Source organism: Curtobacterium sp. MCLR17_058 (genome assembly GCF_003234705.2).
Classification (GTDB): domain Bacteria; phylum Actinomycetota; class Actinomycetes; order Actinomycetales; family Microbacteriaceae; genus Curtobacterium; species Curtobacterium flaccumfaciens.
Map to the genome: position 1 here is coordinate 3,410,492 of NZ_CP126262.1, position 26,168 is coordinate 3,436,659.

Sequence of the window (26,168 nt, forward strand, 5' to 3'; positions counted from 1 at the left end):
ACGTCGGGTTCGGCGACGGGCCCGGCCTCGCCCGGTCAGACGACGGTGCGGGCGGCGACCTCGTCGACGAAGGTGCGGGCCCGCTGCCGGAACACCGGGTCGGTGGCGGTCCCGCGGACGGGCACGACGTGCAGCCGCCGGTCACCACGTCGCAGCGCCGGCCCGACGAACACCCCCTCGGCGACGTCCGGCGCGGTGGCCGACCAGAGCGTCGAGCGAGCGCCGTCCTCCGCGGTCCGGGCCATGCTGCGGGCGATCATGCCGCCGAGGCGCTGCGCGAGGGTCTCGGCCTGGTCGTTCATCCCCGTCGCCGCGATGCCGGGGTGTGCGATGACCGAGCGGACGTCCGAGCCGGCCGCGCGGAGCCGCTCACCGAGGTCGACCGCGAGCGCCGTCGCCGCCGTCTTCGAGTCGGTGTACACGGCGAGCTGCGAGTAGTCGCTCGGATCGTCGACCCCGCCCGGTGCGGGCACGCGGCGGGTGCGCTGCGACAGGTTCGACCCGACGAGCACGACCCGGGGCGACGGTCCGCCGAGCACCGGGAGCATCGCGTCGGCGAGCACGGCCGGCCCGACGACGTTGGTGGCCCAGGTGCGCTCGATGCCCTCGTCGGTCAACCCGAACGCGCCCAGCGTCGTGCCGGCGTTGTTGACGAGGGCGTCCACGACGATGCCGTCCGCCGCGAGCTGCCGGGCGAACGCCGTGACCGAGGCGACCGACGCGGTGTCGACGACCCGCGCCTCCAGGCCGACGGGCAGGACGCGAGCCGCCTTGTCGGGGTTGCGGACCGCCGCGATGACGCGTGCTCCGGCGGCTGCGAGTCGGGTCGCGACCACCAGCCCGAGTCCGCCGGTCGCGCCGGTGACCACCACGGTCCGGCCGCGCTGGTCGGGCATCGCGGACGGTTCCCACTCGAAGGTGTCCATGGTCGTCTCCTGCTCACTCGTCGTCTGGAATCGGATGATCCATCCGGAACGCTAGCACAAGCGGATAGAGTGTCCGTATGACGATCGCGATGGCCCGACCCGAAGCGCTGCGCTCCGATGCGCAACGCAACCGGACCGCGCTGCTCGACGTCGCCCGGTCGTTCCTCGAGCGGGGCGAGCAGCCGCTCCTCAACGCCGTCGCGCACGAGGCCGGCATGGGTGTCGGGACCGCCTACCGGCACTTCCCGTCGCAGCAGCACCTGCTCGAGGCGCTCGCGATCGACGCGCTCGAGGACATGCTCGACCTCGTCCGTGTCGCCGTCGCGCTGCCCGACGCGGCGGACGCGCTCCGGGGGGTCGTGACGGCTGCGTTCCGGAGCATGGTCGACGACGCGGCCCTCGGCGACCTGCTGACGAACGGCGGGTTCTCGTGCGCCGACACCGCGGCGCTCGCTGGCGACCTGGTCGAGTCCGTCGATGCGCTGCTCGCACGGGCACGGGCCGAGGGGCTCGTGCGTGCCGACGTCGACGCGGACGACCTGCGACGACTGCTGTGCGGGATGCGGGCAGCCGCCGTGGCCGGTGGCTCCCGGGTGCACGACCCCGAGCGCTACGTCGAGGTGCTGCTGGCGGGCCTCCGCCCGGCCTGACCACCACCCTCGCGCCCCGCGTGCCTCGCTGTCAGGATGGGCGCATGAGCGTCATGGTGTCCGTCTTCGATGCGTACCGGTCCCGCACGAGCGAGAAGTACACGGCCTACCCGCCGGACGTGCTCCCCATGTTCGTCGCCGAGATGGACAGCATGCTCGCCGAACCGATCCGCGACGCCCTGGTCACGGCGGTGACGAACGGCGACACCGGGTACGTCGGGCACGGACGGGCCCTGCCCGAGGCGTTCGCCGACTTCGCCGAGAGCCGGTGGGCATGGCGGGTCGACCCCGACCTGGTCCGCACCACCACGGACGTGTCGGTCGCTGCGGTCGAGGTGCTGCGCCGGGTCATCGAGCCGGGCGACCAGGTCGTCATCATGCCGCCCGTGTACCCGCCGTTCTGGGAGTACGTGTCCGAGGCAGGCGGCACCGTCACCGAGGTCCCGCTCCTCGCCCCCGCAGGCCCGGCCGACCCCTTCGACACCACGGCCGGCTGGCGGATGGACCTGGACGGCATCGCGCAGGCGTTCGCCGACGGAGCCCGCACGGTGCTGCTCTGCAACCCGCACAACCCCCTGGGCCTGGTGCACGACCGCGCGTCGCTCGTCGCACTCGCGAAGCTGGCCGCCGAGTGGGGCGCCGTCGTGGTGTCCGACGAGATCCACGCGCCGCTCGTGCACGCCGACGCGGTGTTCACGCCGTTCCTGGAGTCCTGCCCCGAGGCCGCGTCGCTCGGCGTCGCCCTGACGAGTGCGAGCAAGGCCTGGAACCTCGCCGGCACGAAGTGCGCGATGATGATCGGCGCCTCGGAGCGGGCCCGCGCCTGGTTCGACGGACTGCCGACCGAGGTCGTCGAGCGCACCGGCATCCTCGGCTACACGGCGAGCGTGGCGGCCTTCAGCGAGGGTGGGCCGTGGCTGGCGTCGCTGCTCACCGAACTGGCCGCGAACCGGCGCACCCTGGCCGAGCGGATCGGCGACGTGCTGCCCGGCGCCGAGTACCGGCAGCCGCAAGCGTCGTACCTGGCGTGGCTCGACCTGCGGGCGCTGCCGTGGGGAGACGACCCCGCGGCGGAGCTCGTCGACCGGGCGAAGGTGGCGCTCGGCTCCGGCCCGGCGTTCGGACGGGAGGGCCGGGGCTTCGCGCGGCTGAACTTCGGGTGCTCGGCGGAGACCCTCGACGAGGGGCTCAGCCGCCTCGCCGCAGCGGCCAGGGCCTGACCCCGAGCCAGACGCCTACTCGAACCGCTGCCAGGCCGGCTTGTTCGCGTACGTGTAGCGGTAGTAGTCGGCGAGCTGCAGCCCGGCGGCGGCTTCCTCGTCGACGACGACGGTCGCGTGCTCGTGCAGCTGCAGGGCCGAACCGGGCACGAAGGAGCTGAGCGGCCCCTCGATCGCCGCAGCGACGGCGGCCGCCTTCGACGGTCCCTGGGCGACGAGGACGAGCTCGCGGGCCTCGAGGATGGTGCCGAGCCCCTGCGTCATGCAGTGCGTCGGGACCTGCTCGGGCGAGTCGAAGAAGCGCGCGTTGGCGTCCCTGGTCGACGGCGCGAGGGTCTTGATGCGGGTGCGCGAGGCGAATGACGAGGTCGGCTCGTTGAACCCGATGTGGCCGTTGGCCCCGATGCCGAGGATCTGCACGTCGATCCCGCCCGCGGCACGGATCGCGGCGTCGTACTCCTTGGCCGCGAACTCCAGGTCGGCGGCACGGCCGTCCGGCACCCGCACGCGCGAGGCGTCGAAGCCGAGCGGTGCCACGACGTCGCGGGCGATCACGGCCGCGTACGACTCGGGGTGCTCGAGCGGGATGCCGACGTACTCGTCGAGGGCGAACCCACGGGCCTCGGCGAACGAGATCTCGCCCGCCTGCACCCGGCGCTGCAGGTCGGTGTAGATGCCCTGCGGGCTGGATCCGGTGGCGAGACCGATGACGGCGGACGGCTTCTTGGCGACGACGGACGCGATCTTGGCCGCGGCGACGCGACCGACCTCGTCCGGCGTGGGCAGGATGATGATCTCCACACGGCAAGCCTACTGGTCATGACCAGTCTGCGACAGGGGTCGTGTGGGTAGCGTGGACGCATGCCGACCCCCGACTTCGTCCTGTCCCTGCGCGAGAAGATCGGCACGGCGCCGCTCTGGCTGTCGGGCGTGAGCGCCATCGTGACCCGCGGCTCCGGCGCCGATCGCGAACTGCTCGTGGTCCGGCGGGCCGACACGGGCGCGTACACGCCGGTCACCGGGATCGTCGACCCGGGCGAGGAACCCGCCGTCGCCGCCGAACGCGAGGTCCTGGAAGAAGCCGACGTCGTCGCCGTCGCCGAACGCCTGGCCTGGGTGCAGGTGCTGCCCGAGATGACCTACCCGAACGGCGACCGGTCGCAGTACCTCGACCTCGTCTTCGCCTGCCGGTACGTCTCCGGGACGCCGAACCCCGCCGACGGCGAGAACACCGAGGCGTTCTGGGCTCGGCTCGACGCCCTGCCCGACATGTCGGAGAACATGCGAGCACGCGTCGAGGCAGGGCTGGCCGACGAGCGCGAGGCGCGCTTCCAGCGCTGACCCCACCGGTCTGGAGGCGCGGTGCCAGGCCGCCACGGGCCTCCCGTCCGCCGTCGGTGCCGCCCACCCCGCCAAAGCGACAGAAGTCCGCGAAGCATCCGCGCCCATCTGTCGCGTTCGCGGGGGGGGGGGGGGGGAGCTACGCGAGCGGCGCGACCGCCACGGGTGCGCCGAGCAGGCGCACGGCGACGGGGTCGCCGGTGGCCCGGCGGTCACCGACCTCGTGCTGGACGGTCACGACGGTGTCGTCGTCCAAACGGACGGTGGTGCGGCGGATCGATCCGAGGAAGCTCGAGGTGACGACGGTGCCGGTGATGCCCTCCGGGGCGAAGGCGATGTCCTCCGGCCGGACGTAGGCGAGCACCGGCCCGTCCGGAGCCGAGGAGTCGAGGGCCGGCACCCGGAACCCGTACACGAAGACGTCGCCCCCGCGCAGGTCGCCCTGCAGCCGGTTCGACTGCCCGACGAAGTCCGCCGTGAACGCCGACGACGGGGTGCGGTAGAGCTCCTCGGGCGTGCCGACCTGCTCGATGTCGCCCGCCTGCATCACGGCGATCCGGTCGGAGACGGCGAGCGCCTCCTCTTGGTCGTGCGTCACGAACACGGTGGTGATGCCGAGGTCGCTCTGGATGCGGCGGATCTCGTCGCGCAGCGACACCCGGACCTTCGCGTCGAGGGCCGACAGCGGCTCGTCGAGCAGGAGCACCCGGGGGCGGGTGACCAGGGCGCGGGCCAGGGCGACGCGCTGCTGCTGTCCGCCGGAGAGCTGGTGCGGGTACCGCTCGGCGAACTCGCCGAGGCGGACCATGTCGAGGGCCTCGACCACGCGGCTCTTGCGCTCGGCGGCGGGGACCCGGCGCATCTCGAGGCCGAAGGCGACGTTCTGCCGGACCGTCATGTGCGGGAACAGCGAGTACTGCTGGAACACCATGCCGATGTCGCGCTTGTTGACCGGGGTGTCGGCGACGTCCTGGCCGTCGATGCGGATCGAGCCGGCGTCGATGGCCTCGAGGCCCGCGAGCGCGCGGAGCGCCGTCGTCTTGCCGCAACCGGACGGCCCGAGGAGCGAGACGAACTCCCCCGGCTCGACGCGGAGGGACAGTCCCGCGAGTGCACGGTGTACGCCGTAGTGCTTCTCGACGGCGTGGAGTTCGACGACGGCACCGGTGGTGGCGAGGGACGCCGGGGCTGCCGGAGCGGTGACGGTCATGCGGACTCCTCGAGGCGGGGACGACGGGTGGTGCGGGTGCGGCGGACGCGGCCCGTGCGACGGGTCCCGATGCGGCCGATGAGGACGAGCAGCACGAAGCCGAACGCGAGCGCGGCGACCGAGAAGATCGCGGCGACGTACGGGTCGGTCCCCTGCACGAGCACGAGCCCGGTCTGGAACGTGCTGCGGGAGAGGAACGCGGCGAGGGTGTACTCGCCGAGGACCACGGTGATCGTGAGGAAGCACGCGGCGGTGATGCCCCGGCGCAGGTTCGGCAGGAGCACGCGCCAGGTGACGGTCCACCACGAGGCACCGAGCGACCGGGCCGCCTCGGACAGGACGATCAGGTCCGTCGCGGTGATGGCGGCGGCGATCGGGCGGAACGCGAACGGCAGCGTGATGATGCCGATCGCGAACGCCAGCGTCCAGGAGCCGGACCCGAAGACCTGCGAGACGACCTGGTACACGGGGATGAACCCGACGACGAGCACCACGACTGGCACGGTGATCGGCACGATGCAGACGAACTCCAGGACGCTCCGGAGCCTGGGGTAGCGGAGCGCGGTGATGATCTGGGCGGGCAGCAGCACGAGCAGCACGATCCCGACGGTGATCACGGCGATGAGCAGCGACGCCCCGAGCCCGTCGAACACCGGCTGGTAGGTGAACGCGTTGGCCGGGTCACCGATCGCCGCCCAGTGCGCGAAGGTGAGCCCGCCGTCGGTGCCCTGCCGGAAGGTGAACTGCAGCAGGGCGACCAGCGGCACGGCGAACAGGAGCCCGATCACGGTGAGCACGATCGCTGCCGCACCACGGGACGGGGCCGTGCCGAAGCGGCGGACGCGGGACGGGCCTCCGAGCCGAACCGGCTGCGCCGGGCGGACCGGACGGACCGGGGCCGCCGCGCTCATCGCTGCCACCGTGCGGCACGGCGCTGCAGCAGCGAGTACGCGCCCATCACGACCGCCATCACGACGACCATGCCGAACGCGAGCACCCCGGCGACGTTCTGCAGGCCGGCGAGCGTCTCGCTGGTGAGCTGCGTGCGGATCGTCAGCGGCACGATGCCGCCCTGCGAGATGAGGGCCGCGGCGGTGGCGAACGACGAGAAGCCGTTCGCGAAGAGCAGCAGGAGCGACCCCCAGAACGCCGGCGCCAGGACCGGCAACGCGATCCGGCGCCAGTACGTCAGGCGCGAGGCGCCGAGGGTCGCGGCGGCCTCGCCCCACTGGGCCTTGACGCCCTCGAGTGCGGGCATGAACGTGAGGACCATGAGCGGCACCTGGAAGTAGACGTAGGGGATCACGAGCCCGGGCACCGTGTACAGGAAGGCACCGTCCGCGTTGAGGTCGACGTGGAAGACCGTGACCAACCACGTCGTGACGAGGCCCTGCACACCGATCGTGGCGATGAACGCGAACGCGAGCATGACCCCGCCGAACTGTGCGAGGACGCTGGCCGCCGAGTCGATCATCGACCGGACCAGTCCGTCCGGCCGCAGTGCCGAGAGCGCCCAGCAGACGACCGCGCCGAGCACGGCACCGATGACCGCGGAGGCGGCGGACAGGCCGAACGACCCGCCGAACGCCCGAAGCACGGACGGGTCGGCGAAGGCCGCGAGGTTCGCGAACGTGAACGCGCCGGAGCCGTCGACGAAGCCACTGCCGATCGCGATCACGGCGGGGACCGCGAGGAACAGCAGGACGTAGGCGGCGAAGGGCGTCAGCCCCAGCCAGGCGAGGCCGACGCGGCGCCGGACACGGGGTCCGGCGCCGCGTCGGACGGCATCGGTGGACGCTCGTGCGGACGTCGGGCGCACGGGGCTCGTCGCGCTCGTCGCGCTCGTCGCCGGTGCGGCGTCGGTCGCGGCTGCGCCGCTCGCCGCGGGCGCGTCTGCCGATGCGGTGGTCATGCTGCTCAGGACCCCATCGTCGAGGACCACTTGGCCTTGAGCACCTTGGCGGCGTCGGCGACCTGCGCGTCGGTCAGCTCGACGTAGTCCTTCGGTGCGCCACCGGCGGCGTCGAGGGCGTCCTGGTCGACCTTGCCCGACTTCGTCAGCGCGGCGAGGGTGGACGGGAAGGCGCCGGCCTGCAGGTACAGGTTCTGGACCTCGGGGCTGGCGATGTACTCCTCCCACAGGCGGGCGGCCGCGGGGTGCGGGGCGTCCTTGTTGATGGCCTGCGAGTAGTACGAGCCGAGCGCCTGCCCCTTCGGGACGACGGTCTTCCAGTCCTTGTTGCCACTCGCGCCCGCCGCCGGGCCCCAGGCCAGGTTGTTGTACGACCACTGGACGACGACCGGGGTCTCACCCGAGGCGACGGTGGCCTGCGTCGGCAGCACGTTCTGGAAGTTGCCGGCCTGCTTGAGCTTGCCGAAGAAGTCGACGCCCTTGGTGATGTCGTCGGCCGAGCCGCCGTTCTCCAGCGCCGCCAGGTACACCGCGGACGCGGCCTGGTTCGCCTGCGTCGGGTCGCCGCCGATCGAGACCTTGCCCTTGTACTCGGAGCCGAGCAGGTCCGTCATGTCCTTCGGGGCGTCGGAGATCTTCGACGAGTCGTACCCGATCGACATCAGGCCGGTGTAGTCGCGCGTCCAGGCGCCGTCCTCGTCCTTCAGGTTCGTGGGGATGTCGTCCCAGTTCGCGACCTTGTAGTCGGCGAACAGGTCGAGGTTCTCCTGCAGCACGGCGTTGCCGAGGTCGAGCACGTCGGGGGCGGTGGACTGGCCCTTCTGCGACTTGACCGCGGCGACCTCGTCGGCGCTCGAGCCGTTCGGGTTCGCGGAGTTGATCTTGATGCCGTACTTCTTGGTGAAGCCGTCGATGATCTTGCCGTAGTTGGCCCACGTCGGCGGGAGCGTGATGACGTTGAGCTGGCCCTCGGCCTTGGCAGCCTTGACCAGGGCGTCCATGCCGCCGGCGGACTCGGCGCTGGTGGTGGTCTTCCAGTCGGCGTCGCCCTTGCTCGTGCTGGCGGAGCTCGTCGAGGAGCATCCGGCGAGGGTGACGACTGCGGCGGCGGCCAGGGCGATGCCGGCCAGGGTGCGCTTGTGCTGCACGGGTGGGCCTTTCGGGTGGGGGAAGGTGCTGCGGGGACCGGGTGTCCGGGTTCTGCTCGATCGTGGACGCGGCCGGTTTCCGGCCCGTGCTCCGGTGGTGAACGACGGCGGAACAGCGGGTGCGGCTGTACGCTTTGCTCGTTCTGGGCGCAGGGTCGCGCCCACACCAGGCCTGGAGGCACGGATGCGGTTCACGACGACGGTCCTGCAAGCACGGAAGACGGCGACCGGACTCCCCGTCCCGGAGTCCGTCATCGAGGCGCTCGGATCCGGCAAGCGCCCCGCGGTGGTCGTCACGATCGACCGGGGCTACACCTACCGCTCCACCGTCGGGGTCATGGACGAGCAGTTCCTGGTGCCGCTGTCGGCCTCGCACCGTGAGGCCGCCGGGATCGCCGCAGGGGACACCGTCGAGGTCTCGCTCGAGGTCGACACCCTGCCCCGGACGGTCGACCTGCCGGAGGACCTGGCCGCCGCGCTGCAGGAGGCCGGCGTGCGTGCGGCGTTCGACACGCTGTCGAACTCACGGCAGCGGGCGCTCGCCGACCCCGTCACGCAGGCGAAGGCCCCGGAGACCAGGGCCCGGCGGATCGAGAAGGCCGTGGAGTCGCTGCGGGGGTAGGGGTGCGGGGCGGGCGGGGTCGGGCGGCCTGGTGGTTTCGGGCGTACCTGGTCGATTCGGGCGTACCTGGTCGGAAGTTCTCGGCAGGTATGCCCGAAAACGCTAGGTATCGCGGGCGTTCTGGGAAAGAACGGGCGCGCTCAGGCCCCGAGCTCGACCAGGACCCGCGGGATCTCGGTGACGAGTTCGCTCGCCAGGTACCCGAGCGGCCCGACCTGCACCGCGAGTCGGTCACCTGCGGCAGCGTGCACGTAGGACGCCCACGCCACGGCCTGTGCCGGATCGGCGCCGCGGGCGAGCAGGCCGGTGACCGCGCCGGACAGCACGTCGCCACTGCCGCTCGTACCGAGACCGCCGGAGCCGGTGCCCTTGAGCCACGCCCGACCCTGCGGTGTGGCGATGGCGTCGCCGAGGGCCACGACCGCTCCGAAGCGGTTCGCGATCGCCACGGCGTCGGCCACGTCGTCGTCGCTGCACTCCCGCCCGAGCAGGCGTTCGGCCTCGCCGGAGTTCGGCGTCATCACGAGCCGTCCACGCAACGGTTCCAGGCGGTCCCGCACTTCGGCGGCCACCCCGAGGGCGAAGGCGTCGAGCACGACGGTGGTCTGCGGACCGACGACGTCGGCGAGTCCGGCCACGAGGTCACGCGAACCGTCCGGCTCGTCGAGCCCCGGCCCGACCAGCACCGCATCGGCGCTCGAGGCGCTGTCCGCGATGCCCTCGATCGCACCGACGGCGATGTGTCCGTCCTGGTCCTCGTCGAGGGGTTCGACCCCGGACTCGGGCACGACGACCGCGACCTCGTTCGCCACGCTCCGGCCGACCGCCAGCGTGAGGCGACCAGCGCCGACGCGGAGTGCGGCGAGCGCGGAGAGCATCGCGGCGCCGGGGGTCCGAGCGGCGCCGCCGACGATGAGCACCTGCCCGCGGCCGTACTTGCCGGCACCGGGTTCGGGCAGTGGCCAGTCCCGCAGGAAGTTCGGGGTGACGGGTTCAGTGGACATGTTCGTCGTCCTTCCGGCCGGTGTGCTGGGTGACCTCGTCGTCGTCCAGGTGTCCGATGGAGGAGAACTCCTCGAGCACCCACGGCGATCCGGCATCGTCACGACGGAGTCGGGTGAGGGAGGCGTTCGCGACCGCGTGGGTCCGGGCGAACTCCATGAGCGCCGGCTCGTCGAGGTCGAGGCACACCGCGACGGCGAGCATCACCACGGCGTCGTGCGCGGCGATCACCAGGCGCTCGACACCGTCGACCCGCTCGAGGTCACCCAAGAGCGACCGGAGCCGGAGCATCACGTCCGCCCACGACTCCCCGCCCGTCGGCCGGTGGTAGTACTTGCCGAGCCACTGCCGCCGGCGTTCCTCGTCCGGGTACCGGTTGCGGACGCCCTGCAGGGTCAGCAGGTCGAGGACGCCGAGCTCGCGGTCGCGGAGGCGCTCGTCCACCCGCTTCTCGGGTTCGGCGATGCCGGCTGCCTCGAGCGCGATCGCGATCGTCTGCTGCGCGCGGAGGTACGGCGACACCCACAGCGCGACGGGGACGTCGTCGATTCCGCGGTCGGCGAGCTCCTGGCCGAGGGCACGAGACTGATCGGTGCCGAGCGGGCTGAGCGGGACGTCGGCGTCCCGGAACTCGACGTCGATCACGTCGTCGCCCGCGGCTTCGGCCCGAGCCGCCGCGACGTTCGCGACCGATTCGCCGTGACGGACGAGCCAGATCTCCTGCACTGCCATGCCGCCACGCTAGCCAGCGCGTGCTGTGCCGGTTCACCGGCGCCGGACGGTCACTCCGCGCGGCGCCGGACGGTCACCCCGCGCGGCACCGGACGGTCACCCCGCGCGGCACCGAGCGGTCACCCCGTACGGAGCCGAGCGCTCCGGACCGGTCGGACGGCACACGGGAGCCCCGCCGCCCGGAGTCGCAGCGCCAGCGCATCGAGGTCGAACAGGTCTCGCCACTCGAGCCGGATGATCGTCCGCACACCCGGCACGGTGAGCAAGCGACCGTGCCGCCGCTTCTCGTCGAGGAACACCTCGGTCGGACTCCGGCCGCCCAGGTAGCGCTCCTGGGAGTACTTGGCCCGCCCGTCGATCTCGACGATGACCCCGTGGTCCGGGAACCAGAAGTCCACTGCGGACCGACGGCCGTCGACGACGAACTCCTGCTGCAGCACCGGGTCCGGAAGCCCGAGCTCCCGGAACACGACCCGCGCGAGCGACTCGGCCGGTGACCCGGAGCGCCCGTCGGCCAGGTCGAGCACCTGCTGCGCCAGGGCTCGGGCGCGAGCCTTCGGAGGAACCGCTCGTCGGAGGTCGGCGTCGTCGAACCCACGTTGCAGTGCGGCGTCCGCGATGACCACGCCCGCCCGCAGGTCGCCGGTCATCGCCACGTCGACGACGGTCCGGGGGACGGAGGTGACCGCGATCGCACCGACCGTGGCCCGTTCGCCCCGGCCGACGGGTCTCGTGTGCAGGACCAGCTCGGCGCTCCGGCCCCGGTACATCGACTCGGGCACCGTCGCGTGCACCGGGACGTCCCACCCGCCGAGCGCCGGGAGGCCGTGCAGGGCCGCGGCGGAGAGGTGCGATGCCGTCTCCCGCGTGCCGAGACGGCCGAGCCGCGCGAAGACCCGGGTGACGTACCGCTGACGAGGCCCGGCGGCGTCCCACGCGGCACCGTCGACGAAGGCGTTCGGCCCGACCCGGACCAGGCGGCCGACACCCTGGGTCCGGGTTCGGCGGCGCAGGGTGGTGGCGTCGAGGCCTGCCTCGTGCATGGCGGAGGCTCGGAGGATGGGCAGCGACTCGTTCATGCACGTGACGATGCCCGATCAGCCACGCGTGAACGGGCCGGACGCGGGAACTGTGGACGGGCCTCCAGGCCTGAGCGGTTGTGGAGGGGAGACGTTCCTTCCCAGAACGGCCGCGATGCCAAGCGGAATCGGGCATACCTGGCCAGAAGTTCCGACCAGGTACGCCCGATTCGACCAGCTACGCCCGATTCCACCCGGCCCGGCCCACGCCCGCACCCCCACACCCACACGCAACACGGCGCCGGACGGAACGCACCCGTGTCCCGTCCGGCGCCGCGGTCTCTCCCCGACCGAACGCCGGGCCCGCTGCCTCAGGCCCGACGCACGCGCAGCGTCACGATCTCGAACGGACGCAGGGTCAGCACGACGGGCTCCCCGGCCGACCACGAGCGCTCCAGCGGCCGCTCGAGCAGGTCGACCTGCGACACCGACGCAGCGTCGAACCCGAAGGCGACCCCGACGTCCGTCGCCCGGCCCCCGAGCCCCTCGTACAGGCGCACGACGACGTCTCCGGAGCGGTCCTCGGCGAGCTTGACGGCCTCGACGAACACCTGCGGCGACGACACCGTGACGAGCGGCGCGACCTCGGCGGACCCGGGCACGCTCCGCACCGGCAGGTTCAGCCGGTACCCGGAGTCGGCGGCGTCGAGCACCGAGGCCCCGATCCGCAGCACCGTCCGGAACACGTGGTGCCCCTGGTCGGCGTTCGGGTCCGGGAACGTCGGTCCGCGCAGCAGCGACTCCCGCACGAGCGTGGTGATCCCGCCGTCCGGCCGGGTCTCGCGCGTGATGTCGTGGCCGTAGGTCGAGTCGTTCGCCACCGCGACGCCGAACCCGGGCTCCGCGACGTGCACCCAACGGTGCGCCGAGGTCTCGAAGCGGGCGTGGTCCCACGAGGTGTTCTGGTGCGTCGGCCGGTCGATGTGCCCGAACTGGATCTCGCTCGAGGCCGACGACGCGAGCACGTCGATCGGGAACGCGAGCTTCAACAGCTTCTGGTGCTCGTGCCAGTCGACCTCGGTCTCGACGGTCAGCTCCGGTTCGCCCTGTACGGCGGAGTAGCGCGTGGTGAGCGTCGACGATCCGAAGGACCGTTCCACGACGAGCTCGTCGCCTGCGATCGCGACCGACGACGCCGACAGCACCGTGCCGTTGCGCTGGTACGCGCGGTCGATGTCCCAGGCCTCCCACTGGTTCGGGGTGTCCCGGAAGACCGTGTACTCCGCCGCCGCAGCGCCTGGTGCGATCGCGTCGCGTCCGGTGGCGTGGTCGACGAACGAGACGACGTGGCCGGCAGCGTCGATGGTCGCGGTGACGACGCCGGTGTCGAAGACGAAGCGGTCGCCGCTCCGGACGGGAGGCACGGGTCGCGGCGCGTGGACGACCGAACCTGCCAGGGCGGTCACGTCACCTGCCGCGACCGGCGAGGCGTTGAAGCGCACGACCGACGCGGCGTCGTCGGCAGCGGCGCCGCTGACGGCTGCGGTCCCGCCTGCGGCGAGCGCCGTCGTCGCGCTGCCGATCAGCCCCTCGAGCACCTCGGCGACCCGGGCGTACTGCTCCTCGGCGTTCTCGTAAACCCACGCGATCGAGGACCCGGGCAGGATGTCGTGGAACTGCTGCAGCAGGACGGTGTGCCAGGCGTCCTCGAGTTCGGCGTACGGGTACTCGCTGCCGAGCCGGACCGCCGCCGTCGCTGCCCAGAGCTCGGCTTCGCGCAGCAGGTGCTCGGAGCGGCGGTTGCCCTGCTTCGTGCGGATCTGCGACGTGTAGGTGCCGCGGTGGAACTCGAGGTACATCTCCCCCGACCAGACCCCGGGCGTCGGCAGCTCGGCTTCGAGCTGCTCGAACACCTGCGCCGGCGTGCCGAGCGTGACGTGGGGCGACCCGTCGAGGTCGTGCTGGCGGTGTGCGGCGCCGACCATCTCGCGGGTGGGACCGCCACCGCCGTCGCCGAAGCCGTACAGCAGCATCGAGGTGTTCGCGGTGCCGCGTTCCTTGTTGTTCCGTTCGCCGCGGCGCAGGTCGGCGGGCGAGACGTCGGAGTTGTAGGTGTCGGCCGGGGGCAGGTGCGTCAGGACGCGCGAGCCGTCGATGCCCTCCCAGTGGAACGAGGTGTGCGGGATGACGTTCGTCTCGTTCCACGACGGCTTCTGCGTGACGAACCACTTCGACCCGGCGGCGCGGACGATCTGCGGGAGGGCGCCCGAGTAGCCGAACGAATCGGGGAGCCAGGCCTCCGGGGTGTCGATGCCGAACTCCTCCAGGAAGAAGCGCTTGCCGGCGACGAACTGGCGGGCCAGGGCCTCACCGCCGGGCAGGTTGGTGTCCGACTCGACCCACATGCCGCCGACCGGGATCCACCGCCCTTCGGCGACCCGCTGCTTGATGCGGGTCCAGATGGACGGGTACTCGTCGCGGATCCACGCGTACTGCTGCGCGGACGAGCAGGCGAAGGTGAAGTCGGGGTCGCGGTCCATCAGGTCGAGCACGTTCGAGAACGTCCGGGCGCACTTGCGCTTCGTCTCGCGCACGGGCCACAGCCAGGCAGAGTCGATGTGGGCGTGCCCGACGGCGATCGCGCGGTGGGCGGCGGGGCTGGCGGGGACGGCGAGCACGGGCGCCAGGACCTGCCGGGCGTCCGCGGCGGTGCCGGCGACGTCGTCCGGGTCCAGGGCGTCGGCGGCCCGTTCGAGTGCCCGCAGGATGTCGGCGCCGCGGGTGCCGTCGGTGGGGAGCTCGGCCATCAGCCCGCGCAGCACCCAGAGGTCCTGCTGCAGCTCCCACACGGTGTCGTCGCGCTCGACGACCTCGAGAGCCTTCAGGCGGTAGATCGGGTCGTCGCCGGCGGTGGAGCGCGAGCCGAGCGGCGTCGCACCCTGGAACGAGTCGCCGCCGATGTCCGGGTTCGCCCCGGCCTCGATCCAGAGCTCGAAGGACTCCCCCGGGCCGACCTCGAGCGGCACGGTGTCGTTCCGCGGCTCGATCGCCTTGATCGTGGAGCCGTCGGCGCGGAACGCGAGTCCCTCGGCCTGGAACCCGGGCTGCCGCTTGGTGAACCCCAGGTCGACGAGGAGCTCGGCCGTGGTCCCCGGCGCGGTGCCGAAGTCCGCCGGCACGGTGCCGGTCACCCGGAACCAGGTCGTGCCCCACGGGCGTCCGCCCCAGTGCGACCCCACCGTGAACGGTGTGTACGTCTCGCCCACGGCGGCGTCGAACGGCACCGGTTCGCCCGGCACCTCCCACGCCTCGATCGTCACCGGCGCCGAGCGACGGAGGACGGCGGGGTCGACACGGTCGCGCACGAGGCGGGCGATCCGGGCCTCGACGAGCGGTTCGTCCTGGTGCATGTGCTTCCTTTCTGATTGCAAGACACCGGCGTTCGCGAACGGAACCGCGGTTCGCGGGTGTTCGACTCGCGAACACCGGTGTTTTGCGGGGCGTGGACCGGCGGATCAGCCCTTGATGCCGCCGGCGAGGGCGTTGCCGCCGCCGAGGCCTCGGGACACGATCACGTAGAGGGCGATGACGGGCACGGAGTAGACGATCGAGAACGCGGCGAGCTGGCCGTACGCCACCGCCCCGTTCTGCCCGAAGAAGTTGAAGATGCTCACCGCGGCGGGCACCTTCTCGGGCGAGAGCAGCAGGACGAACGGGACGAAGAAGTTCCCCCACGCCTGGATGAACACGAAGATGAACACGACCGCGATGCCCGGACGCATGAGCGGGATCACGATGCGGGTCAGGGTTGTCAGCATCGAGGCGCCGTCGGTCCACGCCGCCTCTTCGAGCGAGATCGGCACCGAGTCCATGAAGTTCTTCGCCATCCAGATCGCCATCGGCAGCGACGTGGCGGCGAGGAAGAAGATGCAGCCCCACACGTTGTCGATCAGGTTGAGCGACACGAACAGTGCGTAGACGGGCACCATCATCGCGGTGATCGGCAGACCGGTGCCGAACAGGATGCTGTACAGGAACGGCTTGTTGACCCGCATCTTGTACCGGGACAGCGGGTACGCGGCCAGCAGCGCGAACACCACGGTGACGACCGCGGTGCCGCCGGAGAGCAGCAGGCTGTTCGCGAGCGGGATGAACGACAGCTCGGGGGTGAGCACCTTCGCGAAGTTGTCGAGCGTGAACTGCGAGGGCAGCTTCACCGACAGCGACGCCTGGGTGTCGAACGAGGCGAGCACGAGCCAGAGCAGCGGCACCGCGAAGCACACCGCGATGACGAGCAGCACGACGTTCGACACCCACCGCATGGTGCGTCCGCGCGGGGACGTCATGTGCATCGACCCCGGTGCGGTCACCGAGCGGGTCGTGGTCTGGTCGAGGGACGGGGCTGTCATGGCCATCAGTCCACCTCCGGCTTGAGGGCCCGGATGTAGATGATCGAGAAGACCGCCCCCACCACGAGCAGGATGGTCGCGATCGCCGTCCCGAAGCCGAGCTGCGAGAACTTGAACGCCTCCTGGTACGCCAGGATCGGCAGGGTCGACGAGTTCGTGCCCGGACCGCCGCCGGTCATCACGAAGATCAGCGTGAAGACCGACAGGGTCTGCAGCGTCGTGAGCATGAGGTTCGTCGAGATGCTCCGGCGGATCACCGGGAGCGTGATGTAGACGAGCCGCTGCCAGCCGGTGGCTCCGTCGACCTCGGCGGACTCGGTGATCTCCTCGGGGACCTCCTGCACGGCGGCCGAGTAGACGAGCATCGAGAACGCGGTGCCGCGCCAGATGTTCGCCAGGATCACGGCGAGCATCGGGTACGTGTAGAGCCAGTTCGCGCCGGTGATCCCGATCGACGCGAGGAACGTGTTGAGCGTCCCCTCGTCGTTGAAGAACGCGTACGCCGCGAACGACGCCACGATCTCGGGCAGGACCCACGCGGCCACCACGAAGGTGCCGACGATCGCCCGGACGGCCTTGTTCGCCGAGCGCATCAGCAGGGCCAGTCCGAGGCCGAGCACGTTCTGTCCCACCACGGCCGAGGCCAGCAGGAAGACGACGGTCAGGATGACGGACTTCGGGAAGTCCGGGTCCTGGAACAGCTCGACGTAGTTCTGGAACCCGACGAACTGCTGGTCGGCCGCGCTGGCGCCGGTCAGGGCCGAGTTGGTGAAGGACCCGTAGAACGACGAGATGACGGGGCCCAGCAGGAAGATGACGAGGAGGACCAGGGCGGGGATGAGCGGAACCGCTCGTCCGACGTTCCGCAGCGGTCGCCGCTTGCGCGGCACGGGTGGATCGGTGCGCTTCGGCGCACCGGGCGCCGACAGCGTCGGCGCGAGGGGGGTGCTGGACACGATGGGTGCCTTCCGGGTGCGGAGGGGTTCCGAAGGTGGGGAAGAGCGGACGGGAGGCGCGGTGCGGGACCGCCCCGCGCCTCCAGTCCGTCAGTGGGTGACGTCCGTCAACCAGCGGAGACGGTGTTCTCCTTGCCGACCACCTGCGTGACGGCCTTGTCGTAGGCGGCAGCCGCGTCCTTCGGCGACTGCTGACCCGTCATGACCGCTTCCATCGCGACCTGGATCGCGTTGGACACCTGCGAGTAGTCACTCGTCGCCGGGCGGAAGTTGGTGTTCTCCACCAGCCCCGAGAAGAACTTGAACGTCGGGTTCGCCGCCGTGTAGGCCGGGTCGTCCGCGACGTCCTTCCGGACGGCGATCTGGCTGTTCTCGGTGTCGTACTTCAGCGAACCGTCCTTGTCGAGGAAGCTCGTGATGAAGTCGAACGCCGCCTGCGGGTTCTTCGACTTCGCGCCGACCGCCAGGGTCCAACCGCCGGACATCGAGTTGTAGCCGGGAGCCTGTCCGTTCTGGGTCGGCATGGGCGCCTGGCCCATCACGTCGTTCCACTCCGGCCACGGCGCGGTGCCGGACTTGAGCCACGTGCCGGACTGCCACGAACCGTCCAGGTCGATCGCGAGCTTGCCCTTCGGCAGCCACGTCTGGGCGATGGTCGTGCCGACGTTCGTGTCGAGCGCCTGCTGCGGTGTCGGGCCGAGGCCGCCCTGGTAGACGTCCTTCACGAACTTGAGCGAGTCCTCGAACTGCTTCGAGCCGGTGACCCACTTCTTGTCCTTGTACAGGGTGTTGCCGGAGCCGTCGGCGCCGTACAGGAGCATCTCGAAGCCCTGCATGGTCGAGGCTTCGCCCTGCGCCTTGCCCGAGTAGATGTTGAACGGGATGACGTCGGGCTGCTTCTCCTTGATGGTCTTCGCCGCCGCGAGCACGTCGTCCCACGTCTTCGGCTTCCACGGGACGTCGAGCCCGGCCTTCTTGAAGATGTCCTTGTTGTACCAGAGGGCTCGGGTGTCGGTGCCCATCGGGACGCCGTAGATCTTGCCGTCGTCACCCTGCCCGGCCTGCTTGGCGTTGTCGAAGAACTGGTCCCACTCGTCCCACTTGTCCGTGTACTTGTCGAGTGGCAGCAGGTAGCCCGCCTCGGCATCGGCCTTGACGAGGAACGTGTCCTCGTACATGACGTCCGGGGCGGTGGCCGGCGCCTTGTTCATGAGCGCGAGCTTCGTGTAGTAGTCGTTGCCCTGCGCCTGGATGGGCACGAGGGTGACCTTCTTGCCGGGGTTGTCCTTCTCGTACTGCTTCTTGACGACCTTCATCTGGGCGTCGAGCTGCTGGAAGGCGCCGAACTTCTGGTACGCGATCTTGATCGTGTCGCTCGAGGCGGACCCCGAGCTCGAGCAGCCAGCCAGACCGACTGCGGCCACGGCCACAGCTGCGAGTCCGGCGATGATGCGGGTGCGTTTCATCGGTGCTCCTTTGCACGGGTGATGTCCGCGGGCACCATCGCCCGCGCGCAGGATTAGTCCACCGTATTGACTTAAACCTGTCAAGGAGTTTCTCGGGCGGATTCGGGCGTACCGGGCGGAATCGGGCGTACCGGGGGGAATCGGGCGTACCGGGTCGGAAGTTTCGACCAGGTACGCCCGATTCAACTTCCCATTGCGTGCGTTCTGGGAAGGAACTTCCGTCAGGAGATCGGGGTCGCGCTCCCCGTCACTGTGATCCCGCCGACCTCGGGCACGTCCACGAGCAGCAGACTCGGACGCCCGACGTGCCGCCCCTGCCGGATCGTGACGCGGTCGCCCGGATGCGCTGCACCGATCTGCCGCAGGTACGCCCCGGTCGACGCCGCTGCCGATCCCGTTGCAGGGTCCTCGGTGATGCGCCCGGCGGGGAACAGGTTGCGCGCCTCGTACTCCCGGTCGCCGGTGCGGTGCAGCACCGTGACCGTCCCCGCCCATCCGGCCTCGCGCTTGAGCTCGGAGAGGGGCCCCGGCGCGAACCGGAACTGGTGGAACAGCTCGCGGTCGTGCAGCACGAGCACCGGGTGCCAGTTGCCGGCGAAGGACTCCAGCACCGGGAACCCCGGAGCGATGTCCGCCGCCGAGAGCCCGAGCAGGTCGAACAGCCGCGCCAGCAGGGCCGGGTCGATGTCCCGTGTCGCCGGCTCGACGCTCGTCATCGCGACCTGCACCGAGCCTTCCGCGCCGACGGTGGTGTCGAGGGTGACCTCGCCGGCCAGGGTCGTGAACACCCGGCGGCCCGGCCCCTCGCGCTCGGCCAGCGCGACGGCCAGTGCGACGGTGGCGTGCCCGCAGAACGGCACCTCGGCGCTCGGCGAGAAGTAGCGGACCCGCGGCCCGGTCGACGTCGCACCCACGACGAATGCGGTCTCGGGGTACCCGACCTTCCGGGCGATCGCGAGCATCTGGTCGTCGGACAGTCCGGCCGCGTCGAGCACGAGCCCGGCGGGGTTGCCACCGCCCGGCTCGGCGGCGAACGCGGTGTACCGGAGGATCTCCTGCTGCATGCCCCGACGCTACTGCGGCGTCACGACCGGGTGCGTGGGCCGATCACCGACGGGTGGCCCGGACTGCTGCGGCGCCGCGGGTGGCTCCGAGGGCAGCGCGAGGAACACGGCGAGCACGATGTAGCCGGCGGGCACGAAGGAGAGCAGGACCCACCACCCGGAGCGGTTCGTGTCGTGGAGCCGCCGCACCGCGATGGCGATCCAGGGCAGCAGCGCCGCGAGTCCGACGACCACGAAGACCCCCAGTGCGATCTGGGCGAAGACCGGCATCGACGTGAGCAGGAACCACCAGACCGGGAACGGGTTGAAGGACTGCATCGCCTGGTCGAGGACGCGCGTCTCGTCCGGGCTCGGCATCGGTGGCGGCGTCATGAAGAGTCCGATGCCGTACACGATGTTGATCGCCGCGGAGATGATCGCCCACCACAGCGCCCACCACCAGAACTCGGCACGAGCGGCACGACCGCGGAACACGACGTACCCCCGCCAGAACCGCGAGAACGAGGCGGGGAAGGTGGCCTGGTGCCAGGGGACCCCGACGGGTGGCTGCTGCGTCTGGTGCACCGGACCTGCTTACCGGGGCGACCTGGGCCCTCCTGAGCACTGCTCGGCAGGCCCGACGTACTGCGGTGCCCGGGTGGGGGTAACCCCCGACCGCTTCCGGGTGCGCACGTGATGTTTCAGCGTCGCCTCCGTCGTGAGACTGGATCCATGAGCACCGACACGCGCCCCACCACCGCCCGCCGCACCCTCCGGATCGCCCTCGCCTCCACCGCCGCGGTGTCCGCCCTGCTGCTGACCGCCGGCTGCAGCGCGATCCAGGACATCGTGCCGAACAAGACCCCGCAGAAGCACTTCGACGCGTACTCCGACGCTCCGCGCTCCGGGGAGTCCGAGGACCTGGCCTTTTTCATGCCGAAGTGGGTGCCGGAGGACGCGAAGGACATCGACGTGCGCCTCCACGTCTCGCAGCCCGGGTACGTCATCGGGTTCGCGTCGAAGGACGGCGTCGACGTGGACGACTGCACCCCGCTCGACGAGTCGTACGGCGGCACGGCGATGACCGCCGACTTCCTGCCCGAGGAGCTCCCGACCAAGGGCCTCGTCACCTGCGGCGACGGCCGCGCGGTCACCGAGATCGACGGCCGCTGGTACGGCTGGACCACGAAGGACGCCATCCCCGGTCAGGACGACACCCAGACCATGCACGGCACCGAGCACTGACCGCAGCCACCCACCGGCCTGGAGGCGCGGGGCGGCCCCGCCCCGCGCCTCCCGTCCGTCGCGCGGTCGCGCCCACCGCGCATGGGTGAGCAGAAGACGTCGGGTCCGCACCGCGAACCCGACGTCTTCTGCACACTCATCGCCCCGACGGGGGGGGCGTGGGGACTACTCCGCGGCGGCCGCAGTCCGACGTCGGCGACGCACGATCAGCACGCCCGCGCCCGCCGCGAGCAGCAGGAACGCCACCAACGCACCGGCACCGAGCCCCGCAGCACCCGTGAACGCGAGCTGCCCATCCACGGTGATCGTGATCGGGGTCCACCCGATCAGGCTCCCGTCAGCAGCCGTCACCGCCAGCCGGTGCGCACCAGCGACGGTGTCCGCCGGGATCGTCACCCGCACCGTCCCGTCAGCAGCGACCACAGCCGTGCCGATCAGGGTCGGCTCCGAGAACAACCACACGTTCACCGTGTCACCGGCCGACGCCGAGCCCACCGTCACCGTGATCGTCTCCCCCGCACGAGCGGTCGCTGGAGCGGACACCCCGCCACGGTTCGCCTCCGTCAACAGCGACTCCGACGGCGCCACCGGAACAACCGGGGCAGCCGAGGGGCCCGGGGTCGGGACCGCGGTGGGCGTCCCACCCGGGGTCGGGGTCGGCGTCGTGCCGCCGTCGCCCGGGGTCGGGGTCGGGGTCGGCTTGGGCTCCGTGCCCGGGTCGGTGTCGCCGCCCTCGCACGGGTACGTCCCCGTGCGGAGCGAGAACCCGTCCGTGTCGTTGTCGTCGGCGTAGAAGGTCGCGCGCTCCCCGTCGGTGCAGACGCCCGAGATCGCGAAGCCCTCGTTGGCGAGCGTGCGGTCGGCGGCCGACGGCGCCTCGTACAGCGTCGAGGCGGCGAAGGCCCCGTCGGTCACCTCGTACAGCGCGGTCCGACCCGAGCAGACCTCGTCGCAGACCACCCAGAGCGCGTCGAGCGTCGGGTCGAACTGCACGTCGGCGACGACGGCGAGCGAGGTCGCGATCGTGGCGACCCGCGCCGAGGACCCGTCGTCCATCAGGGCGTAGGCGTACACGCTCGCGGTGCCCTCGACCCCGACGAAGAACAGGCCCTCGCCGTGTCCGGCGTAGCGCGACGGTGCGTAGGCGGCGCCCGTGCGCTCGTCGGTGAAGCCGTGCGCGGTGAGCCAGGTGTCCGGGATCCAGGTGACGCCCTCGAGCCCGGCGTTCGCGCCGAGCCCGGGGAAGTCGGCGGCGAGGTTCCACTCGTCCGTGGCCCGCAGGGTGGCCTCGGAGCCGTCGGTCGTGGTGTAGCGCAGGACCGACGGGCGGCTCGTGCTCGACACGTCGTTGTTCCGCTCGGTCGACACGTAGACGGCGCCGGGGTCGTCGCTCGTGACGGTCACGCCCTCGGCGTCCGGGGTGCCCGTGCCGTCGGCGTAGCGCAGGTCGGTGCCCGCGGCGTTCGACGGTGCCCAGCCGCCCGCGCCGTCCGAGGTCAGGTGGTAGAGCAGGCCGTCGCCGTTCTGCACGGCCCAGACTTGCCCGTCCCGCGAGGTCCCCGAGGTCGTCCAGTCGAGGCCGCTCAAGTCGCCCGTGAAGGTGTCCTCGTCGTCGAGCACGGTCTCGTCCGGGCCGCCGGGCCAAGCCTCGGCGGTGACGACGCCGGCGAACCGGTTCGCCGCACCCTTCGTGGGTGCTGCCGTCTCGGCGAAGTCGCCGGTGCCGTCGGGGTTGCGGCCGTACGTGGTGGCGGCGTGCGCCGTCCACGAGGTCGAGTCGACGACCGCACCGCGGGCGTCGAAGAGCCGCGCGGAGTCCGCCTTGCCGAGTCCGAAGCCGAACGCCGCCTCGTCGAGGACGGTGAAGCCCCCGGCCGCGACGGTCGTGCCGGCGGGGATCGTGTACGCGTGGTCGTCCTCGCTGTCGCGCAGCACGTACCCGCCCAGGTCGACGGTGGTGCTGCCGGTGTTGGTCAGCTCCACCCAGTCGCCGGGGGTGCCGTCCTGCGACTCGACCTCGTTGATCCGCACGGGTGAGGAGCAGTCGTTCGCAGCCCCCTTGGTCGAGGCCGTGGTGTCCACGAGCGGTCCGACGCCGTCGGCGCAGCGACCGTAGGTGACACCCGCGTGGGTCGTCCAGGCGTACCGGAGCACCAGGTCGCCGGCGGGGTCGTAGAGGCGCGCGGTGTCCGCACCGCCGAGCCCGAAGTCGAAGCCGGGGGCGGTCGCGGACAGCTGGTCGACGACGAAGTACCCGCCGGCGGCGATCGTCGAGCCGCTGGGCAGCACGTACGCGTCGTGCGAACCGTCGGAGTCGAGGAACGCGTACCCGGTCAGGTCGATCGCGGTGCCCGAGGTGTTCTTGAGCTCGACCCAGTCGGTGTCGTCGGCGTTCGACTCGACCTCGTTGACGACGAGGCCGTTCGCCGCGACGGCGCCGACGGCCGGGTCGTCGTCACCGACGACGGCGAGGGCGGGGCTGGCGGTGACGACACCGGCGGCGACGACCAGGGCAGTCGCGACGGCGGCGCCGATGCGGAGTGTTGGCGGGCGCAGGGTGGGCGGGCGCAGGGCGGGAGCGCGCATGCAGGGTCCTTCTCGGGGGAGCGAGCGGGCGGAGACCTGCACGACTGTTCAGCATCCACGCGACCGGCCGGTGGCCGCGGGGTGAACGGGCGGTGTCCCGGGTCGCGCCCGGCGCCCTGGACGCGCGGCGCGCGGACGGGAGGCGCGGGGCGGGCCCGCACCGCACCTCCCGTCCGCCCTGCGGTCGCGCTCACCGCATCCGGTGAACAGAAGACGTCGGGTCCGCACGGCGAACCCGACGTCTTCTGCACACTCGTTGCTCGAGGTGTCAGCGCTCGGTGACCTCCGAGAAGTCCGGCGTCCCGTCGGGCAGCGCGGGCAGGGGCGTGCCGTCGACGTAGCGGGGCCAGGCCAAGGCGCGGGAGGCCGATGGACGGGACGCGTAGCGACGCCCGTCGGACGCGACGACCGTTCCGGGGGCGGGATCGGGGGCGGAGGCAGGAGCGGGAGCAGGTGCGGGAGCAGGCGGCAGTGGCACCTCGGGAGCAGGTGCGGGAGCCGCAGGCGTCGGCGTTGCGCTCCACGCCGGCTGCTGCTCGGGCGCCGGCCACGTCGCCGACGGCAGCGTGGCTCGCGGACGGAACAGGGCGTTGCTGAGGGGCACCACGACGGTCCCGAGCAGGTCGAGGATCACCACCACCCAGACGAGCCGCCAGTAGCCCCGCGCGTAGTCGACGTCCGGCGCGAGCAGCGGGATCGAGAGCAGCAGTGCGAGCAGGGCGATGACGCCGACGGTGGCCTTCGCGACGACCTGCAGGACGGGCGTCGGGTACCGCCGGTGGATCACGAGGAGCAGGTGGACGTGCAGGAGCGCCACCCGGGCGACGCCGACGAGCCAGATCCAGTGCCAGAAGTGCTCCAGGACGAACCAGATGCCGTCACCGGAGACGCCTGTCGGCACGATCCACACCTTGTACAGACCGGCGACGAGCAGGTACATCGACGTGGCGATGCTCGCGAACGCGAAGATCCCGGACCGCCTGGACGAGACATCGGCGTCGTACCAGGACAGCAGCGCGAAGACGACGACCACGACGATCGTCAGGAGCAGCTGCACCGCGACCCGTCCGAAGTCGCCGAGGAGCACCGCGGCGATGCCGACCAGGCCCGCGGCGACGACCGCGCCGATGATCGTCCGGAACACGAGTGGGCGCACCCTCGCCCACCGCGGGTCCATCGTGCCGTCCGTGTCGTTCGCGCTGTCCGTGGTGTCCGTGCTGTCCGTAGTGTCCGTGCTGTCCGTCATGTGTCCCCCGTCGATCCCGCACACCTGGCGGCTGCGTCGGATCGCAGCGTAGCGGGCCGGGGCGGAGTGCTCCGGCCGGGCAGGGCGCCGGGCGACGGCGCCCGTGCCGTCAGCGCCGGATGAGCAGGGTGCTGGCCCGCGGCGAGAGCGCGGCGTCGAGCACCAGGCAGGCGGCACCCACGGCGGCGACGTCTGCACCGCGGTCGCTCTCCACCACCTGCACGGCGTGCTTCGGCACGAGCAGCGGCGACCCGACGATGGCGGTCCGCGCGGCCGGCAGGGCAGCGCTCGCGATGCGTGACCAGAACGGGCCGCCGAACACCACGCGGTCGATGTCGAGCAGGTTCACGATGAGGACGACGGCGTTGCCCATGACCGTGCCGGCATCGGCCGCGAGCGTGACGGCGGTGTCGTCCCCGTCCGCGATGGCCGCGGCGAGCTCGTCCCACGCGGCGTTCACGGCGTCGACGTCGGCGGCGTCGGTGGCGTCGGTGGCATCGGCGGCATCCGTGGCATCGGCGGCGTCTGCACCAGGATCCGCCTCGGCGACCGCGCCGCCGCCCGACAACGCGAGGCCGCGCGACCGCGCCACCCGCACCAGCCGGTCCGGCGCGACGGCTGCACCGACCTCGCCGCGGGTGCCCGAGCCGTCCGGGGTGCCCGCGAGCGACCCCTGGTCGACCATGATGTGCCCGGCGTCGCCCGCGTTCGACCCCACCCCGCGCACGGGTTCGTGGTCGACGACGAGCCCGACGCCGAACCCGGTGCCGAAGTACACGAACGCGAAGTTCCGGGCCGAGGACTCCCCCGCCAGGAACATCTCGCCGACCGCGGCTGCCGTGACGTCCTTCTCGAGCAGGACCGGGTAGCCGGTGGCCTCGGCGAGCGCATCGCGCAGCGGCACGTCCCGCCACCGGGGCAGGAACGGCGGGTCGACCACGATGCCGGCCTCGACGTCGATGGGTCCGGGGCTCGCGATCCCGACGCCGAGCACGCTGTCGACGGCCACCCCGGCGTCGGCGACGAGCCCGTCGACGGCCGAGGCGATGGTGCGCACCACCTCGGACGGGTCGTCGGCGGTGGGGGTCGAGGTGGTGGACGCGGCGACGACGGTGCCGGCGAGGTCGAGCAGCACGTAGGTGACGACGGCCGGGTCGACGTGCACGCCGACCGCGTACCGGCTGCCCGGTTCGAGCCGCAGGATGGTGCGGGGCTTGCCGCGGCCGGACACGACGGTGCCGGACTCGACGATCATGCCGGCCTCGATCAGGAACCGGGTGACGTTCGACACGGTCTGCGCGCTCAGGCCGGTGCGGGCGGCGAGTTCGACGCGGCTCAGGCCGTCGGGCGAGCGGCGGACGGCGTCGAGGACCACGGTGCGGTTGAACCCGCCGATCGACGGGAGGTTCGCTCCGCGTCGATGCTCTGCCATGCC

General features: G+C 71.7%; 23 protein-coding genes. 5 read left to right on the forward strand and 18 right to left on the reverse strand.

Features of this window, described 5'->3' with window-relative positions:
• Nucleotides 1-35 precede the first annotated feature (35 nt).
• Complete coding sequence (locus tag DEJ11_RS16140; RefSeq protein ID WP_111102519.1) at nt 36-926, reverse strand: SDR family NAD(P)-dependent oxidoreductase; 891 nt, start codon at nt 924-926, stop codon at nt 36-38.
• 77 nt (nt 927-1,003) lie between these two features.
• Here DEJ11_RS16140 and DEJ11_RS16145 point away from each other — a divergent pair, with 77 nt between their 5' ends.
• Both DEJ11_RS16145 and DEJ11_RS16150 read left to right on the forward strand, forming a co-directional pair.
• Complete coding sequence (locus DEJ11_RS16145; RefSeq protein ID WP_111102521.1) at nt 1,004-1,576, forward strand: TetR/AcrR family transcriptional regulator; 573 nt, start codon at nt 1,004-1,006, stop codon at nt 1,574-1,576.
• Between the two features lie 44 nt (nt 1,577-1,620).
• On the forward strand, nt 1,621-2,796 hold the full coding sequence (locus DEJ11_RS16150) for a MalY/PatB family protein (RefSeq protein WP_111102523.1): 1,176 nt from the start codon (nt 1,621-1,623) through the stop codon (nt 2,794-2,796).
• Nucleotides 2,797-2,811: 15 nt separating this feature from the next.
• Here the strand turns inward: DEJ11_RS16150 and nagB are convergent, their stop codons facing one another.
• A complete protein-coding gene (gene nagB / locus DEJ11_RS16155; protein WP_110895274.1) occupies nt 2,812-3,597 on the reverse strand; it encodes a glucosamine-6-phosphate deaminase in 786 nt (261 codons plus the stop codon).
• Nucleotides 3,598-3,657: 60 nt separating this feature from the next.
• Between nagB and DEJ11_RS16160 the strand changes: the two genes are divergently transcribed.
• On the forward strand, nt 3,658-4,137 hold the full coding sequence (locus tag DEJ11_RS16160; protein WP_017888122.1) for an NUDIX hydrolase: 480 nt from the start codon (nt 3,658-3,660) through the stop codon (nt 4,135-4,137).
• Between the two features lie 139 nt (nt 4,138-4,276).
• On the opposite strand, the gene DEJ11_RS16165 is transcribed toward DEJ11_RS16160, so the two are convergent.
• The 4 genes from DEJ11_RS16165 to DEJ11_RS16180 are packed head-to-tail and all read right to left on the reverse strand — an operon-like array spanning nt 4,277 to nt 8,407.
• A complete protein-coding gene (locus tag DEJ11_RS16165) occupies nt 4,277-5,347 on the reverse strand; it encodes an ABC transporter ATP-binding protein (protein WP_111102525.1) in 1,071 nt (356 codons plus the stop codon).
• A complete protein-coding gene (locus DEJ11_RS16170) occupies nt 5,344-6,258 on the reverse strand; it encodes an ABC transporter permease (protein WP_111029032.1) in 915 nt (304 codons plus the stop codon). Before DEJ11_RS16170 ends, DEJ11_RS16165 begins: the two co-directional genes overlap by 4 nt.
• Nucleotides 6,255-7,259: an ABC transporter permease gene (locus DEJ11_RS16175; RefSeq protein ID WP_258375260.1), complete on the reverse strand. Its 1,005-nt coding sequence runs from the start codon at nt 7,257-7,259 to the stop codon at nt 6,255-6,257. The genes DEJ11_RS16170 and DEJ11_RS16175 overlap by 4 nt, the downstream gene beginning before the upstream one ends.
• A 5-nt stretch (nt 7,260-7,264) precedes the next feature.
• Nucleotides 7,265-8,407 (reverse strand): ABC transporter substrate-binding protein, encoded by a 1,143-nt coding sequence (locus DEJ11_RS16180; RefSeq protein WP_111029030.1) that lies wholly within the window; start codon nt 8,405-8,407, stop codon nt 7,265-7,267.
• A 184-nt stretch (nt 8,408-8,591) separates the two neighbouring features.
• On the opposite strand from DEJ11_RS16180, the gene DEJ11_RS16185 reads away from it, so the two are divergent.
• A complete protein-coding gene (locus DEJ11_RS16185) occupies nt 8,592-9,029 on the forward strand; it encodes a YdeI/OmpD-associated family protein (protein ID WP_111102529.1) in 438 nt (145 codons plus the stop codon).
• 140 nt (nt 9,030-9,169) lie between these two features.
• On the opposite strand, the gene DEJ11_RS16190 is transcribed toward DEJ11_RS16185, so the two are convergent.
• The 9 genes from DEJ11_RS16190 to DEJ11_RS16230 form a co-directional block, all read right to left on the reverse strand.
• Entirely contained in the window at nt 9,170-10,033 is an 864-nt protein-coding gene (locus DEJ11_RS16190; RefSeq protein WP_111047984.1) for an NAD(P)H-hydrate dehydratase, read from the reverse strand.
• On the reverse strand, nt 10,023-10,763 hold the full coding sequence (locus DEJ11_RS16195; protein WP_111102531.1) for a histidine phosphatase family protein: 741 nt from the start codon (nt 10,761-10,763) through the stop codon (nt 10,023-10,025). Before DEJ11_RS16195 ends, DEJ11_RS16190 begins: the two co-directional genes overlap by 11 nt.
• Nucleotides 10,764-10,882: 119 nt before the next feature.
• Complete coding sequence (locus DEJ11_RS16200) at nt 10,883-11,842, reverse strand: putative endonuclease domain-containing protein (protein WP_111102533.1); 960 nt, start codon at nt 11,840-11,842, stop codon at nt 10,883-10,885.
• Between the two features lie 311 nt (nt 11,843-12,153).
• Complete coding sequence (locus DEJ11_RS16205; protein WP_111102535.1) at nt 12,154-15,192, reverse strand: alpha-mannosidase; 3,039 nt, start codon at nt 15,190-15,192, stop codon at nt 12,154-12,156.
• A gap of 105 nt (nt 15,193-15,297) precedes the next feature.
• Nucleotides 15,298-16,191: a carbohydrate ABC transporter permease gene (locus DEJ11_RS16210; protein WP_371830315.1), complete on the reverse strand. Its 894-nt coding sequence runs from the start codon at nt 16,189-16,191 to the stop codon at nt 15,298-15,300.
• A gap of 5 nt (nt 16,192-16,196) precedes the next feature.
• The gene (locus DEJ11_RS16215) at nt 16,197-17,147 is read right to left on the reverse strand and encodes a carbohydrate ABC transporter permease (protein ID WP_027466664.1); all 951 of its coding nucleotides are present in this window, start codon (nt 17,145-17,147) and stop codon (nt 16,197-16,199) included.
• A gap of 107 nt (nt 17,148-17,254) precedes the next feature.
• A complete protein-coding gene (locus DEJ11_RS16220) occupies nt 17,255-18,613 on the reverse strand; it encodes an extracellular solute-binding protein (RefSeq protein ID WP_071404684.1) in 1,359 nt (452 codons plus the stop codon).
• A gap of 221 nt (nt 18,614-18,834) precedes the next feature.
• The gene (locus DEJ11_RS16225) at nt 18,835-19,677 is read right to left on the reverse strand and encodes a PhzF family phenazine biosynthesis protein (protein ID WP_111102537.1); all 843 of its coding nucleotides are present in this window, start codon (nt 19,675-19,677) and stop codon (nt 18,835-18,837) included.
• A gap of 9 nt (nt 19,678-19,686) precedes the next feature.
• Nucleotides 19,687-20,241 carry a DUF805 domain-containing protein gene (locus DEJ11_RS16230; protein WP_111102538.1) on the reverse strand — a complete coding sequence of 185 codons (555 nt, stop codon included), beginning with the start codon at nt 20,239-20,241 and terminating at the stop codon, nt 19,687-19,689.
• Nucleotides 20,242-20,388: 147 nt separating this feature from the next.
• Here DEJ11_RS16230 and DEJ11_RS16235 point away from each other — a divergent pair, with 147 nt between their 5' ends.
• Nucleotides 20,389-20,901, forward strand: a complete 513-nt coding sequence (locus DEJ11_RS16235; protein ID WP_071245384.1) for a hypothetical protein — start codon at nt 20,389-20,391, stop codon at nt 20,899-20,901.
• Between the two features lie 165 nt (nt 20,902-21,066).
• Here the strand turns inward: DEJ11_RS16235 and DEJ11_RS16240 are convergent, their stop codons facing one another.
• The 3 genes from DEJ11_RS16240 to DEJ11_RS16250 all read right to left on the reverse strand — a co-directional run bounded on the left by DEJ11_RS16240 (nt 21,067) and on the right by DEJ11_RS16250 (nt 26,165).
• Complete coding sequence (locus tag DEJ11_RS16240) at nt 21,067-23,487, reverse strand: lamin tail domain-containing protein (RefSeq protein WP_111102540.1); 2,421 nt, start codon at nt 23,485-23,487, stop codon at nt 21,067-21,069.
• A 268-nt stretch (nt 23,488-23,755) separates the two neighbouring features.
• Nucleotides 23,756-24,733 (reverse strand): hypothetical protein, encoded by a 978-nt coding sequence (locus DEJ11_RS16245; RefSeq protein ID WP_146249994.1) that lies wholly within the window; start codon nt 24,731-24,733, stop codon nt 23,756-23,758.
• 109 nt (nt 24,734-24,842) lie between these two features.
• Nucleotides 24,843-26,165, reverse strand: coding sequence for an ROK family transcriptional regulator (locus DEJ11_RS16250; RefSeq protein ID WP_111102544.1), 1,323 nt, complete (start codon nt 26,163-26,165; stop codon nt 24,843-24,845).
• Nucleotides 26,166-26,168 lie beyond the last annotated feature (3 nt).

Excerpts from the sequence above, each read along its gene's own strand:
- DEJ11_RS16195 (WP_111102531.1), bottom strand. The coding sequence starts at position 10,763 with ATGGCAGTGCAGGAGATCTGGCTCGTCCGTCACGGCGAATCGGTCGCG.
- DEJ11_RS16240 (WP_111102540.1), bottom strand. The coding sequence starts at position 23,487 with ATGCGCGCTCCCGCCCTGCGCCCGCCCACCCTGCGCCCGCCAACACTC.
- DEJ11_RS16205 (WP_111102535.1), bottom strand. The coding sequence starts at position 15,192 with ATGCACCAGGACGAACCGCTCGTCGAGGCCCGGATCGCCCGCCTCGTG.
- DEJ11_RS16250 (WP_111102544.1), bottom strand. The coding sequence starts at position 26,165 with ATGGCAGAGCATCGACGCGGAGCGAACCTCCCGTCGATCGGCGGGTTC.
- DEJ11_RS16220 (WP_071404684.1), bottom strand. The coding sequence starts at position 18,613 with ATGAAACGCACCCGCATCATCGCCGGACTCGCAGCTGTGGCCGTGGCC.
- DEJ11_RS16185 (WP_111102529.1), top strand. The coding sequence starts at position 8,592 with ATGCGGTTCACGACGACGGTCCTGCAAGCACGGAAGACGGCGACCGGA.
- DEJ11_RS16175 (WP_258375260.1), bottom strand. The coding sequence starts at position 7,259 with ATGACCACCGCATCGGCAGACGCGCCCGCGGCGAGCGGCGCAGCCGCG.
- DEJ11_RS16235 (WP_071245384.1), top strand. The coding sequence starts at position 20,389 with ATGAGCACCGACACGCGCCCCACCACCGCCCGCCGCACCCTCCGGATC.
- DEJ11_RS16140 (WP_111102519.1), bottom strand. The coding sequence starts at position 926 with ATGGACACCTTCGAGTGGGAACCGTCCGCGATGCCCGACCAGCGCGGC.
- DEJ11_RS16210 (WP_371830315.1), bottom strand. The coding sequence starts at position 16,191 with ATGACAGCCCCGTCCCTCGACCAGACCACGACCCGCTCGGTGACCGCA.
- DEJ11_RS16150 (WP_111102523.1), top strand. The coding sequence starts at position 1,621 with ATGAGCGTCATGGTGTCCGTCTTCGATGCGTACCGGTCCCGCACGAGC.
- DEJ11_RS16245 (WP_146249994.1), bottom strand. The coding sequence starts at position 24,733 with ATGACGGACAGCACGGACACTACGGACAGCACGGACACCACGGACAGC.
- DEJ11_RS16170 (WP_111029032.1), bottom strand. The coding sequence starts at position 6,258 with ATGAGCGCGGCGGCCCCGGTCCGTCCGGTCCGCCCGGCGCAGCCGGTT.
- DEJ11_RS16165 (WP_111102525.1), bottom strand. The coding sequence starts at position 5,347 with ATGACCGTCACCGCTCCGGCAGCCCCGGCGTCCCTCGCCACCACCGGT.
- DEJ11_RS16225 (WP_111102537.1), bottom strand. The coding sequence starts at position 19,677 with ATGCAGCAGGAGATCCTCCGGTACACCGCGTTCGCCGCCGAGCCGGGC.
- DEJ11_RS16200 (WP_111102533.1), bottom strand. The coding sequence starts at position 11,842 with ATGAACGAGTCGCTGCCCATCCTCCGAGCCTCCGCCATGCACGAGGCA.
- DEJ11_RS16190 (WP_111047984.1), bottom strand. The coding sequence starts at position 10,033 with ATGTCCACTGAACCCGTCACCCCGAACTTCCTGCGGGACTGGCCACTG.
- DEJ11_RS16145 (WP_111102521.1), top strand. The coding sequence starts at position 1,004 with ATGACGATCGCGATGGCCCGACCCGAAGCGCTGCGCTCCGATGCGCAA.
- DEJ11_RS16160 (WP_017888122.1), top strand. The coding sequence starts at position 3,658 with ATGCCGACCCCCGACTTCGTCCTGTCCCTGCGCGAGAAGATCGGCACG.